This is a genomic window from Roseovarius sp. B08, assembly GCF_051417955.1.
Classification (GTDB): domain Bacteria; phylum Pseudomonadota; class Alphaproteobacteria; order Rhodobacterales; family Rhodobacteraceae; genus Roseovarius.
On the sequence record NZ_JBPRLW010000001.1, the window covers coordinates 3,046,854 to 3,062,194 of the forward strand.

At 67.4% G+C, this 15,341-nt stretch carries 14 protein-coding genes and 1 pseudogene; 9 read left to right on the forward strand and 6 right to left on the reverse strand.

Translation table 11 applies throughout. The features are described from left to right. The first annotated feature begins 35 nt into the window (after positions 1-35). Both ACSQ76_RS15580 and ACSQ76_RS15585 read left to right on the forward strand, forming a co-directional pair. Positions 36-1,727 carry a hypothetical protein gene (locus tag ACSQ76_RS15580; RefSeq protein ID WP_437157302.1) on the forward strand — a complete coding sequence of 564 codons (1,692 nt, stop codon included), beginning with the start codon at positions 36-38 and terminating at the stop codon, positions 1,725-1,727. Beyond that, positions 1,724-2,374, forward strand: a complete 651-nt coding sequence (locus ACSQ76_RS15585; RefSeq protein ID WP_437157303.1) for a DUF3726 domain-containing protein — start codon at positions 1,724-1,726, stop codon at positions 2,372-2,374. The genes ACSQ76_RS15580 and ACSQ76_RS15585 overlap by 4 nt, the downstream gene beginning before the upstream one ends. 71 nt (positions 2,375-2,445) lie before the next feature. Here the strand turns inward: ACSQ76_RS15585 and ACSQ76_RS15590 are convergent, their stop codons facing one another. Beyond that, positions 2,446-2,580 (reverse strand): hypothetical protein, encoded by a 135-nt coding sequence (locus ACSQ76_RS15590; protein WP_437157304.1) that lies wholly within the window; start codon positions 2,578-2,580, stop codon positions 2,446-2,448. Positions 2,581-2,775: 195 nt separating this feature from the next. After that, positions 2,776-3,363 carry a riboflavin synthase gene (locus ACSQ76_RS15595; RefSeq protein WP_437157305.1) on the reverse strand — a complete coding sequence of 196 codons (588 nt, stop codon included), beginning with the start codon at positions 3,361-3,363 and terminating at the stop codon, positions 2,776-2,778. Positions 3,364-3,515: 152 nt separating this feature from the next. On the opposite strand from ACSQ76_RS15595, the gene ACSQ76_RS15600 reads away from it, so the two are divergent. From ACSQ76_RS15600 to ACSQ76_RS15615, 4 genes are all read left to right on the forward strand, one after another. Next, complete coding sequence (locus ACSQ76_RS15600) at positions 3,516-4,808, forward strand: capsule biosynthesis protein (RefSeq protein ID WP_437157306.1); 1,293 nt, start codon at positions 3,516-3,518, stop codon at positions 4,806-4,808. A gap of 134 nt (positions 4,809-4,942) precedes the next feature. Further along, a complete protein-coding gene (locus ACSQ76_RS15605) occupies positions 4,943-6,049 on the forward strand; it encodes a polysaccharide biosynthesis/export family protein (protein WP_437158221.1) in 1,107 nt (368 codons plus the stop codon). Continuing rightward, entirely contained in the window at positions 6,049-8,088 is a 2,040-nt protein-coding gene (locus tag ACSQ76_RS15610; protein WP_437157307.1) for a capsular polysaccharide biosynthesis protein, read from the forward strand. Before ACSQ76_RS15605 ends, ACSQ76_RS15610 begins: the two co-directional genes overlap by 1 nt. Before the next feature lie 52 nt (positions 8,089-8,140). Next, on the forward strand, positions 8,141-8,815 hold the full coding sequence (locus ACSQ76_RS15615) for a cupin domain-containing protein (protein WP_437157308.1): 675 nt from the start codon (positions 8,141-8,143) through the stop codon (positions 8,813-8,815). Positions 8,816-8,862: 47 nt separating this feature from the next. Here ACSQ76_RS15615 and ACSQ76_RS15620 read toward each other — a convergent pair. Both ACSQ76_RS15620 and deoC read right to left on the reverse strand, forming a co-directional pair. Beyond that, positions 8,863-11,207 (reverse strand): annotated as a pseudogene (locus ACSQ76_RS15620) (aldehyde dehydrogenase family protein). A gap of 36 nt (positions 11,208-11,243) precedes the next feature. After that, the gene (gene deoC, locus ACSQ76_RS15625; protein WP_437157309.1) at positions 11,244-12,233 is read right to left on the reverse strand and encodes a deoxyribose-phosphate aldolase; all 990 of its coding nucleotides are present in this window, start codon (positions 12,231-12,233) and stop codon (positions 11,244-11,246) included. A 181-nt stretch (positions 12,234-12,414) separates the two neighbouring features. On the opposite strand from deoC, the gene ACSQ76_RS15630 reads away from it, so the two are divergent. The 3 genes from ACSQ76_RS15630 to ACSQ76_RS15640 are packed head-to-tail and all read left to right on the forward strand — an operon-like array spanning position 12,415 to position 14,263. Next, positions 12,415-12,627 (forward strand): hypothetical protein, encoded by a 213-nt coding sequence (locus tag ACSQ76_RS15630; RefSeq protein ID WP_306129475.1) that lies wholly within the window; start codon positions 12,415-12,417, stop codon positions 12,625-12,627. Continuing rightward, on the forward strand, positions 12,624-13,316 hold the full coding sequence (locus ACSQ76_RS15635; RefSeq protein ID WP_437157310.1) for a response regulator transcription factor: 693 nt from the start codon (positions 12,624-12,626) through the stop codon (positions 13,314-13,316). The genes ACSQ76_RS15630 and ACSQ76_RS15635 overlap by 4 nt, the downstream gene beginning before the upstream one ends. Next, the gene (locus ACSQ76_RS15640; protein ID WP_437157311.1) at positions 13,301-14,263 is read left to right on the forward strand and encodes a sensor histidine kinase; all 963 of its coding nucleotides are present in this window, start codon (positions 13,301-13,303) and stop codon (positions 14,261-14,263) included. The genes ACSQ76_RS15635 and ACSQ76_RS15640 overlap by 16 nt, the downstream gene beginning before the upstream one ends. 12 nt (positions 14,264-14,275) lie before the next feature. Here ACSQ76_RS15640 and ACSQ76_RS15645 read toward each other — a convergent pair whose 3' ends face one another. Further along, positions 14,276-14,440: a hypothetical protein gene (locus ACSQ76_RS15645; protein ID WP_437157312.1), complete on the reverse strand. Its 165-nt coding sequence runs from the start codon at positions 14,438-14,440 to the stop codon at positions 14,276-14,278. A 17-nt stretch (positions 14,441-14,457) separates the two neighbouring features. Next, a complete protein-coding gene (locus ACSQ76_RS15650; protein WP_437157313.1) occupies positions 14,458-15,309 on the reverse strand; it encodes a hypothetical protein in 852 nt (283 codons plus the stop codon). Between the last annotated feature and the right edge of the window lie 32 nt (positions 15,310-15,341).

Below are 15,341 nucleotides of genomic sequence, written 5' to 3' on the forward strand. Positions count from 1 at the left end.
CCCACGCCCCTATCATCGGCATTGAAGGAGCCGGCATGGACCAAGCGGCACAGCAAACGATCCTGCCCCGTGACCCCGACACGGTCATGACGCTGGCCCGTCTCGGCGCCGCCCACCAGACCCGGCTTTCCTTCATGCGCCAGCTTTTGCGCCGCCTCAACCGCGACGACTGGACCATCAACCAAACCAGTTTCGACATCGACGCGGGCGGCGTCGGCCACGCCGTCTACACTGCCCAAGGCCCCGAGCACGCCTATTCGCTGGTGGCCTTCGCCCATGACCTGCCGGCGGATCAACGCTCCGACCGCGTCATCGCCACCGCCTGGGACGCCACCTTCACGCTCTATGACGGCATCCCCACCGAGGCCGACATCGCCCGCCTGCGCGACAACGTGCCAAAGCAGGAATCCGGCCGCATCTCCGACCGCGAGCTGTCCCTCTCCCGCGCCAACCGCTCGGTCCGCCTCTGGGATCACGTGATCGACGCCCTCAGCGCAGGCCACCAACCGGACGAGGACCAGGTCCGCGCCGTCGGCTACCTGATGCGCACCACGGCGGTCTACGGGTCGGGCAAGTTCGGCGCAGCGGACCGCGAACAGACCCGCCACCGCCCCGAATGCGCCGGGCCGTTCCAGATCGAAATGCTGTCGGTCTACCTCACCCGCTGCTTCGTCATGGACCTTGTCGAGCACATGGCCCGCGCCCGCAGCCCCGGCACGGCCGTGCCGCTCGACCCGGCCCTGCGCCGCCGCTTCGGCATCGGCAATTCCACCGGCCTCGGCATGGCGCCCTTCCTGGTGAACCACCCGGCGCTGCTCAACGCCTGGGTCGCCGCGCGGGAAGAGGCGCTGGCCCGCGTCCGCTCCCAGCCCACTGCGCCAGAGACCACCGCGCAAGCCTTCCGCCGCTTCGCCGCCCGTGCGCAGATCCACGCCGAGGGCTGGCATTCCGCCCACCCCATGCAGATCCAGAAATGCACCGACCTGCGCTCGGACATGAAAGCGCTCATGGCGCATCTGGAAACGGCGGACCTCACCACCGACCACCCCTGGAACCGCCTCTGGCTCTGGGGCGAGGCGCACCTGTCGCTTGAAGGCCAGGAACAGCTCGCCTCGCTGCTGATGGAACCCTACGGCGATCTGGTCGATGACCTCACCCAATGCATGGCCGCCGACGAACAGGCCAGTTTCCCTATCGACGGCACCATGCCGCTTGTCCGCCTGAGAGACATCATCGAGGATATATACGCTTGGGCTCTGGCCACCGATTGGACCGCCCGCAAGGCGCAGGCCCGCGTCTGGTACACGTCCCAGGCCAAGCTCGAACCGCGCCTGGGCGAACGCGCCCTGGAACCGATCGAGCCCTATGAACAGCCCCTCGGCCCCGGCCGCGACGCTGTTCTGGCCCATGCCGCCATGCAAGAGGCGCCCCACGCTACCGTGGCCGAATTCCTGCTGGCCCACCCCCAGCATCGCCATATCGCCCGCCGCGCCCAGATCGCCGCCCGCCTGCCCTATGCCGAGATCCGCGACAACACGCTCGCCGCCGACATGCTGCCCGTCGACATGCTCCGGCTGAAGCTCAGCTTCTTCGGTGCCTGCCATTTCGATCCCCGCTCGGACCGCTGGCTGCGCATCAACATGTTCCAGCACGCCCCCTTCCCGCACGAACTGGCGGAGACGGGCGACGACTGGACCCTCCCGCCCCTGCCAATGGGCGCGCAATGACGTGGTCACTGAATGAAATCGAGGCGCTCTCGCGCAAGGCCACCCGCGGCGCCGGATACGCCTGGGGCCTGGCCGAGGAAGCCGGCCGCGCCGCCCGCTGGACCTGCGCCGCCGGCTGGCCCGGGGCGCTGGCCCTGGCCGACGTCCTGACCCGCAACGATGGCGCCCCCGCCGCAAGCCTTGGCCCGCAGGCCCTGGGCGAGACGTGGACCGCGTCTGGCGGCCTCCTCTGCCCCATCGCCACCGGCGCGACGCTCTGCGACCTCGCCGCCGACTGGGCCGCGGGCCGCACCGTGACCACGGGTCCGGTCGCATGGCCCTTGCTCTTGGTACCCTACATGGTCTGGGCCGCCGACCGTACCGGCGCGCCTCTGTCTCTGCACTGGCAAGGCTGCACGATCACACGGGGCGACGGCAAAACGCGTCTCGATGACCCCGGCGCCGCCCTCGACTGCGCCCAGACAGACACGGTCCATCTCGCCGCCGCGGAGGCACGGCACGGCACCATGCTCACCCGGCTCTACCGCGCCACCCCGATGCCACAGGCGATCGCAATCCTCGAAACCTTCGCACAGCGCACCTACGCCCCCGAAACCGAGGCCAGCCGCCTGACAGGCGCCGGCGCCGGCCTCAGCGACAACGACTGACCGCCAGAAAATTCTGCGAATTTTCCCGGCCCCCGCGCGGCCACCCGCGCCAGAAAATTCGCAGAATTTTCTCAGGCCGCAGCCTCACTGCCCGACCGGTACGAATAGTCGCAAGCCATGCCCTGCGACTCGGCGCTGTCGGCGATCAGCCCGCCGAGGATTAGCGCGGCCAGCGCCACGATACGAAAACGGTTGGGAAGGGTCATCGAAATGCCTCGCTCTGCGATCTGGCGGGCAAGCCGTCACATCCAGCGAACGGAATGCGCGGATCACCCCTGCGCATGGGTCGCATCGCCTGCCAGACAGGTTCAGAAAATGGCACCGACGCGATGCTACCGGGATACCGACACGATACCGACGTTCAGAAAGGTTAATTCCGAGGGCGTTACCCGCCGGCCGTCTCAACCCGCCTCGGCCAGCCGCGCCACGTAGCGTGCCAGCGTATCAATCTCCAGATTCACCCGGTCGCCCACAGCCACGCGGCCCCACGTCGTGACCTGCTTGGTATGCGGGATGAAGTTGATCCCGAACACCGCGCCCTCGACCTCGTTCACCGTCAGCGAGGTGCCGTTCAGCGCTACCGATCCCTTGGGCGCGATGAACTTCGCCAGCGCATCCGGGGCGCGCAATCTGACCCGCGTGCTGTCGCCCTCATCCTCGACGCCGACCACCTCGGCCAGGCCATCCACGTGCCCCGAAACGATGTGCCCGCCCAGTTCGTCTCCGACCCGTAAAGACCTCTCGAGGTTGACTTTTCTGCCCTCACCCCAGGTATCCAGGTTGCTCTTCGACAGGGTCTCTGCCGACACGTCCACGTCGAACCAGTCCGGCCCCTTGTCCACCACTGTCAGGCACACGCCGTCGCACGCGATCGACGCGCCCATGTCGACGCCCGCCATGTCATAGCCGGTGCCGATCCGCGCCCGCAGATCACCGCGCTGTTCCAGCGCCCGTATCTCGCCCATATCCGTGATGATCCCGGTGAACATGCCCGTCTCCCTGTGGTCCAGTTCCGACCTACCGGGCAAGCCCGCCCAAGGCAAGGACCGCCCCACCGTCCCCAGCCTTAATTTCGACTAAATACTGGCCTAACAGACTCCAAAAGTTTAAACGCATCCAGGCGTAAAAAAGGCACAAGGGTATGAGTTCACCAACCGGCGACAACCGGGTCTTCTTGTTTTTGCAAGGACCCCACGGCCCGTTTTTTTCCAAGCTGGGCGGCATGTTGCGGCGTGCCGGGGCGGATGTCTGGCGCGTGGGCTTCAACGCCGGCGACGCGGCCTTTTGGCCCGACCGCCGCAGCTATATCCCCTTCACCGGCGCCGCCGAAGACTGGCAGCCCACCTTCGGCGCACTGGCGCAAGAAAAGGGCGTCACCGATCTTGTGCTCTACGGCGATACCCGCACGATCCACGCCCAGGCGGTCGAGGAGGCGCGAGCGCTCGGCCTCACCATTCACGTGTTCGAGGAAGGCTACCTGCGCCCCTACTGGGTCACCTACGAGCGTGGCGGTTCCAACGGAAATTCGCGGCTGATGGAAATGGGCGTGGACGACATGCGCAAGGCGCTGGAAAACTCCGACATGGACACAGCCCTGCCGCCTGCCTCCTGGGGCGACATGCGCCAGCATATCTTTTACGGCGCGGCCTATCACGGCTGCGTGCTGCTGTTTAATCGCCGCTACCGCAATTTTCGCCCCCACCGCGCCCTGACCGTCCGCCAGGAATTCGCCCTTTACCTCAAGCGGTTGGTCCTGATGCCGTTTCAGGCCATCGACCGGCGCATCGCCACCTGGCGCATCCGCCACGGCGGCTTTCCCTATCATCTGGCGCTGCTGCAACTGGAACATGACGCCTCTTTCCAGAAGCATTCTCCGTTCACCACGATGACCGAGTTCCTCGAAACCGTGACCGAGAGTTTTGCCAAGGGCGCGCCCAAACACCATCACCTGGTGGTGAAGGCCCACCCGCTCGAGGATGGCCGCACCCCGATCCGCGCGACCCTTCGCCGGTTGGCCCGGCAGCACGGCATTTTCGACCGCGTGCACTATGTGCGCGGCGGCAAGCTGGCGCGCCTTCTGAACGAGGCCCGCAGCGCCGTCACCGTGAACTCCACCGCCGCGCAGCAGGTGCTCTGGCGCGGAATTCCGCTCAAGACCTTCGGCGAAGCGGTCTATGCCAAGCCCGAATTCGTCTCTACCAAGCCGCTGCGCGATTTCTTCGCCGGAGCCGAACGGCCCGACCGCAAGGCCTATGGCGATTACCGCCGCTACCTGCTCGAAACCAGCCAAGTCGCGGGCGGCTTCTATTCCGCCAACGGCCGCCGCCAGCTTCTGCGCCAGGCCGTCGACATGATGCTCAGCTCTGATGATCCCTACGACGCTCTGGTCACGGGCACCGCGGCTCCAAGGCAACAGTTGCAGGCCGTCACCTGAAGACCCAGCCCTAAGGCACTGGATTTTCATGACGCTTCACGCTACGGTTGGTAAAAAACCGAGGCAGGAAATCAGGTCGAGGAGACCGGGCAGTGAAAATCCAATCCAAACGATGGGCGAAGTCCGTCGCAATAATGCTCGTTGTGAGCATGGTCGCGTCGTGCAGCTTCCTCCCCCGCTCAGGCCCCAGCAAACGCCAGATCTACTCCGGTTCCGTGCAGCGATCCGGCGATGCTTTCGTGGTTTCGGTCAATGACCGCGTGACCCGCGCCACCGCCGTTCAGCCCGCACTCGGCTTCACCGACGCCTTCAAGAATGCGGGGCTCGTCGGCTCCGACACCATCCGCCCCGGCGACACCCTGGGCCTGACAATCTGGGAAAACGTCGATGACGGCCTGCTGGCTGGCGAAGGCGCCAACCAGACCCTGCTGGAAGAGGTGCAGGTCGACGGTGCCGGCTTCATCTTCGTGCCCTACGCGGGCCGCATCCGCGCCGCCGGCAACACGCCCGAGGCGATCCGGCGCATCATCACCTCCAAGCTCGATGAACAGACCCCCGACCCGCAGGTCGAGGTGCGCCGCCTTGCTGGCGACGGCGCCACGGTATCGCTGGTGGGCGCCGTGGGCGGCCAGGGCGTCTACCCGATCGAGCGCCCCACCCGCACGCTCTCGACCATGCTGGCCGCTGCGGGCGGCGTGACCATCGAGCCGGAAATCGCGCAAGTCACCGTCATCCGCGGCAATATGCGCTCCAAGGTCTGGTTCCAGGACCTGTTCCGCCACCCCGAGTTCGACATCGCCCTGCGCGGCGGCGACCGCGTGCTGGTCGAGGAAGACACCCGCGCCTTCACCGCGCTCGGCGCCACCGGCGGGCAGGCTCGCGTGCCGTTCCCGTCGCCCACCATCTCGGCGATCGAGGCCATCGCCCAGGTCGGCGGCCTTCAGGCCAATGCGGCCGACCCCACCGGCGTTTTCGTGCTGCGCAACGAACCGGCGGAAATCGCCAATCAGGTCTTGGGCCGCAACGATCTCATCGGGGCCCAGCGGCTGGTCTACGTGCTGGACCTTACACAGCCCAACGGGATGTTCATGGCCCGCGACTTCGCCATTCGCGACGACGACACGCTCTACGTCACCGAGGCTCCCTTTACCCAGTGGAGCAAGGTCATCGGCGCGCTCACCGGCACGCTCGGCGCCGTCGGCTCCATCTCGACCGCAGGCGATACGCTCAGCGGATCCTGATGGCGCGAACCACCCTTTCGGAACCCGCCGGAGAAGAGTCGTCCCGGCGGGTTTTCTATTTCAACGCGGGCTTCCTGCGCCAGCGCCGCATTCGCCGCATCCTCGAGCTCGCCGGCCTGCCCCTGCACCTTGGCAAGCCCGGCGCGGACGACCTGATCGCGGTCTGGGGCCGCTCGCCTTACGCCACCCGGGGCGAGGCGATGGCGGCAAAGACCGGCGCCAGCATCCTGCGGGTCGAGGACGCCTTCCTGCGTTCGCTGCATCCCGGTCGCGCGGGCGAACCGCCGCTGGGAGTGCTGATCGACCATACCGGCGTGCATTTCGACCGCAGCACACCCTCGGACCTGGAAACACTTCTGGCCACCCATCCGCTCGACGACACCGCCCTCATGGACCGGGCCCGTGGCTGCATCGCCCGCATGACCGAAGCGCACCTTACAAAGTACACCGCCTTCGATCCTGCCGCGCCCTGCCCCGCGCCGGGCTATGTCCTGGTGCTGGACCAGTCCCGCGGCGACGCATCGGTCACACATGGCGGAGCCGACGCCAACACCTTCCGCGAGATGCTCTATTACGCGCAGGAGGAAAACCCCGGCTGCCCGGTCTTGGTAAAGACTCACCCCGAAACCGTGGAGGGCCACCGCCAGGGCTATTTCGGCCCCGACGATACCTCCGACCGCGTCACGCTATTTTCCGATCCGGTCAGCCCTTGGACCCTCATGGAAGGCGCCGTCGCGGTCTACGCCGTCACCTCCCAACTCGGGTTCGAGGCAATCTTCGCCGGGCACAAACCCCATGTCTTCGGCCAGCCCTTTTACGCCGGCTGGGGCCTGACCGAGGATCGCCACCCTCACCCCCTCTCCCGTCGCGGCCGCGCTCTTTCACGGGCACAGCTCTTTGCCGCCGCGATGATCCTTTATCCCAAGTGGTACGACCCCCACCGCGGCCGCCTCTGCGAGCTGGAAGACGCGATATCCATCCTCGAGGCCCGCACGAATGCATGGCGGGCCGATCACCGTGGCTGGGTCGCGTCGGGCATGCGCCTGTGGAAACGCAAGCCCCTGCAAAAGATCTTCGGCACCGAGAAGCGCGTGATCTTCAAGGACGACCCCGCCCGTGCAGCAAAAATTGCAGCCACCAACAACCGCACCCACATGTGCTGGGCCGGCAAAGCCCCTGCCGACCTTCCGGTTATCCGCGTCGAGGACGGGTTCCTGCGCTCGCGAGGGCTGGGCGCGGACCTGGTGCCGCCCCTGTCGCTCGTCTGCGACGATCTCGGCATCTACTACGATCCCACGCGCGAAAGCCGCCTGGAACGGTGGATCGCACGGCGCAAAATTTTGCGCCCCGACCAGGACCTGCGCGCCGAACGCCTGATCCGTCGCCTCGTGTCCTTGGGCCTAAGCAAGTACAATCTCGGCCTCTCGGTCCCCGACCTGCCTGACGGCCCGCGCGTGCTTGTCCCCGGCCAGGTCGAGGATGACGCCTCCATCCGCACCGGCGCGGGTCGGATCGTGACCAACCTCGCCCTGTTGGAGTCGGCCCGCGCCGCGCATCCCGATGCCGTCCTGCTATACAAACCCCACCCGGATGTCGAGGCGGGCCTGCGCGAGGGCGCAATCGCCCATGCCGACATGGACAGGCTCGATGCCATCACCCTGCCACGCACCGATCCCGCCGCGCTGTTGTCCCAAGTGCAACGCGTCTTCACCATGACCTCGCTTATGGGGTTCGAGGCACTCCTCCGCGGCGTTCCCGTCACCACCACTGGCGCGCCGTTCTATGCCGGGTGGGGCCTGACCACCGATACCGGCGACGTCCCCGCCCGCCGCGCCGCGCGGCCAACGTTGCACGGCCTCGTTCATGCCGCGCTCATCGACTATCCGCGCTATTTCGATCCCGTCACCGGCCAGCCCTGCCCGGTCGAGGTCGTGCTGGACCGCCTCGCCACCGGCGACATCCCCCATCCCGGCCCGGCCAACCGCCTTCTTGCAAGACTTCAGGGGCTTCTTGCCTCGCGCGCCTTACTCTGGCGGTGACAATCCGGCCCGGTGCCTTATCTTGGGTGCAACGGACCGGATGGAGGATCGGATGGACTGCAACAGCGATTTCACCCAACGCGCGGTCGTACACGCCGCCGACGAAAACTGGATCGCCTCGCCCATGCCCGGCGTTGACCGCCGCATCCTCGACCGGATCGGTGACGAAGTGGCCCGCGCCACCTCGATCGTGCGCTACGCCCCGAACAGCGCTTTTTCGTCTCATGTCCATACCGGCGGCGAGGAATTCCTCGTGCTCGACGGCGTGTTCTCGGACGAGTACGGCGATTTCCCCGAAGGCAGCTACATCCGCAATCCGCCGGAATCCTCTCACACGCCGGGCTCCGCGCCGGGCTGCACCATTCTCGTGAAACTCTGGCAGTTCGACCTCGGCGACCGCACCCATGTCCGCATCGACACGAACAAGATGCGCTTTCTGCCGGACCGCGACGCGGTCGAGATCATGCCGCTCTTTTCCGACGGGCTTGAGGATGTCGCGCTGGAACGCTGGGCACCGGATGCGACCGTATCTCTCGAAGCACCCGACGGGCTGGAACTGCTGGTGCTGGACGGCGGCTTCACCGAAGGCGGCGAGAACTTCAAGCGTCTCAGCTGGCTGCGCCTGCCCAAAGGCGCGTCATCAACTGCCCAGGTCGGACCCGACGGCACCCGCGTCTGGATCAAGCGCGACCACCTGCGCGACACCCCGACCGGCCCCAAGACGTAACCCGTCCCGGACCCGATCCGGGACCTCTTCGCCACCCGGCTCAAAGGTCACTCTCCGTAAGGCACCCACACGGTCTTGACCTCCGTCGCCGCCTCCAGGAAGGCACGGCACCCGCCCGCATCGTACCAGTCCAGCGCGCGTCCATTGTTCACCCAGGTCCGCTTGAGGTTGGCGGCACTCTCCCGCTCGATCACGCCCGACAAGTCGGCCGAGGCAAAGCTCCAGACCGCCTCGACATCCGCATGCCCGGCCAGGTGCGGCGCCAGCTCCGCGACCGGCCCCACCTGCAGGTTCGCCACGCCCGCCGGCACGTCCGAGGTTTCCAGCACCTGCACCAGTTCCATCGCCGCCAGCGGGAAGGGCTCCGACGCCACTAGCACGGCGCGATTGCCCATCGCCATCGCCGCCCCCAGCACCGACACCAGCCCCAGCAGTGGCGCCTCATCCGGGCAGAACGCGCCGATCACGCCCACAGGCTCACGCAGCGCCAGCGCCATGCCGCGGATCGGCACCGCGGCGGCCTCGCCCGCGAACTTGTCCGCCCAAGCCGCCCATGTGAACAGCCGGTCGACACTGGCCTCCACCTCACCGGCGGCACTGCGCCCGCCGCTCATGGCGTCCAGCACCCCCGCGAAATCACCCGCTCGCGCCGACAGGTTCTCGGCCATGTAATACAGGATCTGCGCTCGCGCGTGGCCGCTGGTCCTGCCCCAAGCCGTTGCCCCGCGGGCGGCCTCAACCGCGTTGCGGATATCCTTGCGGTTGGCCACCGGGACCTGCCCAAGCGCCTTTCCCGACTTGCCGTAGACCACGCGCGAATACCCCCGTCGGGCCGCGCCTGCTTGCCACCGATATACAGCTTCGGCGTCCTGTCCAGGCCCGCGACAGCGCCGCCACCATTTCCCGCGACCGCTGCAACCGGGCGCAGCGCCTTCTGCTCGCCTGCCGGCCTTAGGTAGGCATCCAGCCCCGCCCATCCGCCTTCGCGCCCGAACCCGCTTTCGCGCACACCGCCAAAGGGCGCCGCCGCGTCGAACATGTTGCTCCCGTTCACCCAAACCACGCCCGCAGCCAGCTTCGGCGCCACGTCCAGCGCCAGGTTGAGGCTTTCCGACCAAACCGACGCCGCCAGCCCATAGCGCGTATTGTTGGCCAAAGCGACGGCTTCCGCAGGTGTCCGGAACGTGGTCGAGACAAGCACCGGACCGAAAATCTCTTCCTGCATCAGCGCGTCCGAGGGCGCCAGCCCGGTGATCAGCGTCGGCGGATAGAACGCCCCCTCCGACGGCATCTCCGCCGCAGCGGCAAACCTCTCGCCCGCGGCACTGCCATCGACCAGCCGCCGCACCCGCTCCACCTGCACAGGGTCTGCCATGGCACCCACGTCGATGCACTTGTCCAGCGGGTTGCCGATGCGCAGCTTGCCCATCCTCTCGCGCAGCCGCGCCTGAAAATCGTCAGAGATCCCCTCCTGCACCAGCAGCCGCGAGCCCGCGCAACAGACCTGGCCGCCATTCAGCCAGATCGCATCGACCAGCCCCTCGATGGCGCTGTCGATATCGGCATCCTCGAACACGATGTAGGCGCTCTTGCCGCCCAGCTCCAGCGTCAGCGCCTTGCCCTGTCCCGCCGTCTGCTGCCGGATGCGCCGCCCCACGTCGGTCGAGCCGGTAAACGCCACCTTGTCCACGCCCTCATGCGTGACGACCCGCTCGCCCACCGCGCCGTCGCCGGTCACGATGTTGACCACGCCCTTGGGCAGCCCGGCCTGCCGGCAGATATCCGCGAAAAGCAGCGCTGTCAGCGAGGTCCATTCCGCGGGTTTCAGAACCACCGTGTTGCCCGCCGCCAGCGCCGGCGCCACTTTCCAAGCCAGCATCAACAGGGGAAAGTTCCACGGGATCACCTGCCCGCACACCCCGTGCGCCCGCCGGTCCGGCCGCTCGACCTCCAGCAACTGCGCCAGCCCGGCGTGGTGATAGAAATGCCGGTGCACCAAGGGCACGTCGATGTCGCGGCTTTCGCGCACGGGCTTGCCGTTGTCCAGCGTCTCCAGCACCGCGAAAAGCCGCGCGTTCTTCTGCACCAGCCGCGCCAGCGCATAAAGGTACCGCGCCCGCCCGGGCCCGCCTAGGCGCTCCCATTTCGGCTGGGCCTTCCGCGCCGCCGTCACAGCGGCATCCACGTCCGCCGCACTGGCTTGGCTGAGCAACGCCAGAACCTCGCCCGTGGCCGGGTACCTCGCCTCGAACCCCTCGCCCGGCGCGGTGAACGCCCCATCGATGAAATGCCCGAACCTGTCACCCTGGTCCACCAGCCAGGCATAGGCGTCGGCGGCGCTTTCCGGCGCAGGGCCATAGTCCATGCTTTCGAAGATTTCCTTGACGGTCATGGCTTCATCGTTCCCGAAATACTCAATTCCATGCGCTCACCCCAGGCCATGCCGCCACCCCGCCGAATACCGCCCGGTGACGTGGTGCTCCAACTGCCGCTCGATATCCGCCAACAGACTTGACGCGCCAAATCGGAACAGGTCGGGCCGCAGCCACCGATCGCCTAATTCCTCCTTGATCATCGACAGGTAAACCAGCGCATCCTTCGCCTTCGAGATGCCACCGGCGGGCTTGTATCCAACGCGGTACCCCGTCGCCGCGTGATAGGCCCGGATCGCCCGCAGCATCACGAGCGTCACCGGCAGGGTTGCGTTCACGCTTTCCTTGCCGGTCGAGGTCTTGATGAAATCCGCCCCCGCCATCATGCACACCAGCGACGCCCGCGCCACGTTGCGCAGGCTGCCGAGCTCGCCCGTGGCCAGGATCGCCTTCACATGCGCCGCGCCACAGGCCGCGCGAAAGGCCTGCATCTCGTCGTAAAGCGCCTGCCAGTCACCGGTCAGCACATGCCGGCGCGAGATCACGATGTCGATTTCGTCGGCACCTTCAGCGACGCTCGCCTCGATCTCGGCCAGCCGCAGGTGAAACGGCGACAAGCCCGCCGGAAACCCGGTCGAGACCGCGGCCACCGGAATTCCGCTGCCCTCCAGCGCCTGGCGGGCCGGCGCTACCATATCGTGATAAACACAAACCGCGCCCACGCTCAGCCCTTCCATCCCCAGTTCGGCCAACAGGTCCGTGCGTAACGGCTGTCGCGCCTTGGCGCACAGCCGCGCGACTCGCCCGGCGGTGTCGTCGCCCGACAAGGTGGTCAGGTCGATACAGCTGATGGCCCGGCAAAGCCACGCCGCCTGGTAGTCCTTCTTGACCGTCCGCCGCCCCGGCAACGTGCCCGCTCGCCTCTCGACTGCCGAGGTGTTCACCGCGACCCTCGCCACGTGGTCGAGGTCCAGCGGGACGCCCGCGTTGCGCGGCTCCAACGTTTGCGGCAGGTGCGTCTGCGCGGTCTCTGTCCGGATCGTCATGGCCACCGTTCAAGCATGGAAAATCACCCGCAAAGCGTCGCATGCACGCCGCCCCTTGGCAAGCCGCAGCCGGGCGCAGGCGCACCTGCACGAAATCTGCACAACCGCGCCGCCAACCGGTGCACATCCCTGCCCTAGCCTACCCTCCCAACCACCATACCCGCAGCCAGAGGAGACCCCAATGCGACACGCTTTCCTGATCGAACGCCGCGTTCCCCGTGCCCGGCTCCAACATCGCCGCGCCCTGCTTCTCGCGCTCGGCCTCGCCATCCTGTCGGGCCTCGCCGTGTCGGGCACAAGCCACGCCACACCGCCGGAACGACAGGGCTTTTCCAAACCCGGCCAATCGCCTAGCTTCATGCCCGAAACAGTACGCCTGCGGATCGAAGAATGAGCCATATCCTGATCGTCGACGATGACCCCCAGATCCGCGACGTGCTGCGCATCGCCCTGAGAAAGGCCGGGCACGACGTGGCCGAGGCCGGCGACGGGGCCGAGGGGCTGGCCAAAGCCCGCAGCGGCAAGGCCGACCTGATCGTGCTCGATATCGGCCTGCCCGAGATGGACGGGCTGGAGATGTGCCGCCGCCTGCGCGTCGAGCACGACACGCCCGTGCTTTTCCTGACCGCACGCGACGAAGAGATCGACCGTGTCCTCGGTTTCGAACTGGGCGGCGACGACTACGTGACCAAACCCTTTTCGCCGCGCGAGCTGGTGGCCCGCATCCGCGCCATTCTCAAGCGCACCGAACAAGGCCCGGTCACCGGCGTGACCCAGCCGCTCAGCCACGGCGCCCTTCGCCTCGACCCCGAGCGGCATCTGTGCAGTTTCGGCACCCAGACAGTCGCGTTGACGGCCCGCGAAATGTCGCTGCTGGAACACCTGATGACCCGCCCAGGCCACGTGGCCACCAAGGCTCAACTGACCGATGCGGTCTACGGGCCCAGCATCCACGTGTCGGACCGCACCCTCGACAGCCACCTGCGCAATCTGCGCGCCAAGCTGGCCGAGGCGGGCTGCGACAACGCCATCGAAACCGTGCACGGGGTGGGCATCCGGATGGGCACATGCCAGCGGGCGTAAAGCAGCGCATACGCCGGAAATGGCGTCCGCCCCTGGCTCTTGTGATCGGCGGCACACTCTCGGCGGTGCTGGTGCTTCCGGTCATCGCCATCGGCTATTTTAAGGTCGCGGGCTTTATCCTCGGCTGGGGCGAGACCACCCTGCTGATCGGCACGTTGGCCGTCGTCACAACCCTTTTGCTGGCGTTTCTTCTGTGGCGGCTGGTGCTGCGGCCGGTCTACGCGCTGACCGCCCATGCCAAGGCGGTGAAGGACGGGCGCGACGACGCGCCCCTTCCCCGGCATTTCGGCACGCCCGAACTGACCGCCCTGGGCCAGGCCGTCCTTGACATGGGCAGCACACTCCAGGATCGCGAGGCGGGATTGCGCGCCTATACCAACCATGTCACTCACGAACTCAAGTCGCCGCTCACCAGCCTGATCGGCGCCGCTGAACTTCTCAAAGACGACATGCCGCCCGAAGACCGCGCCCAGTTGACCGAGACGATCCGGACGTCCGCCCTGAAGATGCAGGTGCTTCTGGATGCGCTGCGGCGGCTGGCCGATGCGCGCGACCCGCTGGGGCGCGGCCCCACCCGGCTGTCGGCGGCGCTGAACAGGGTGGACGCGGGTCTTACGCTAGATCTCGACCACGACCGCGCTGTACCGCTCGATCCCGACGCGCTTCACGCCATCCTGACGCACCTCGCGCAGAATGCCGCCGCGCATGGCGCTCGGAAGCTGAAGGTCATCGGCACCGAAGACGGCTTTACCGTGCAGGATGACGGGCCCGGCATCGCCGAAGGCAACCGCGCCCGCATCTTCGAGCCGTTCTTCACGACCCGCCGCGCCGCGGGCGGCACCGGAATGGGGCTGGCCATCGTGCGCACCATGCTGGGCGCCGCCGGGGGCGACATCGCGCTCCTGCCGTCCGGGCGCGGCGCGCTCTTCGAGGTCACCTTCGACTGACGGCGCGCGCCTTCAGCGCACCCGGGCATAGGTCGCCCGCTCCTGCAGCACCAGCACGGCGGCACAGCTTGACAGGCGCGACATGCCCGGCCGGTCCGACAGGTGTTTCTGGTTCGGTTCGTCACGCGCCAGCGCGGCGCGCCGCAGGGTCATCACCCGCGCCCGCGCACTGTTCAAAAACCGTTCCTGAGGGATCACCTTTTCATAAGGGCTGTCGAGCCGCGACATCTCGTAGAACCCCCCGTCAACGCTAGAAGCGCCACCCCGCAGGCCCCGGCCTGGCGCGGGCACTCCGCGCGGCACAGATCCGCGATCGGACGCGCCGACAGATCGTGCAGCACCCAGTCCTCCACCGGCTTGCGCCACCTGTTGCCCGCGCTCATGTCGCCGAAGCCGAACCCCAGCGCGAGGAACTGCGCCATGCCCAGCGTCTCGGGGTCGTCCGGACTGACAACCTCCGCGCCCAGCGCCAGCATGTGGCGCAGCGCTGCCATGCCATCGGCTTGCGGCTCGGGTGTGTCGGCCAGAAAGGCAAGATAGGGCCGCATCTCTGGCAGGATCGTCTCGCTGGCCACCAGCTTTTCTCGCATCGCGCGCGACCCGTAGAGCGCCGCGATCCGCGTCGGATAATCCGTGGCCTGCCGCTCGCCCGCCTGCCACAGGGCGAAATGCGTCTGCAACTGAAGGAACGGCTTGCGCGAGCGCAGGAACATCTCGGCCAGCCGGTTGCCTTCGCTCGCCTCCACCGACAGCCAACTGCGCCCGAACCGGGACGGACCCGTCATGTCGCGGAAAAGCGCACGCCGCGCCTCGGGCTCCAGCCCCATGCGATAGGGCGACGGTCCGCGATCCATCGTCTCGATCCGGGCCAGCAGGATACGCGCGTCGCTGTGTCCGTCGCGCGCCAACTGCGCCAGCCGCGGCAGGCTTTCGGCATCGTCGCCCGACAGCCACAGCGTCACCGCCTCGTCAAAGGCCGCCTGCGCGAAAACCGCCCCGGCCCAAAGCCAGAGCATCCCGATCGCCGCGCATAGTCCCCTGATCATCCCCGGTCCCTCCTTCGCCGGACCGTTTCCAT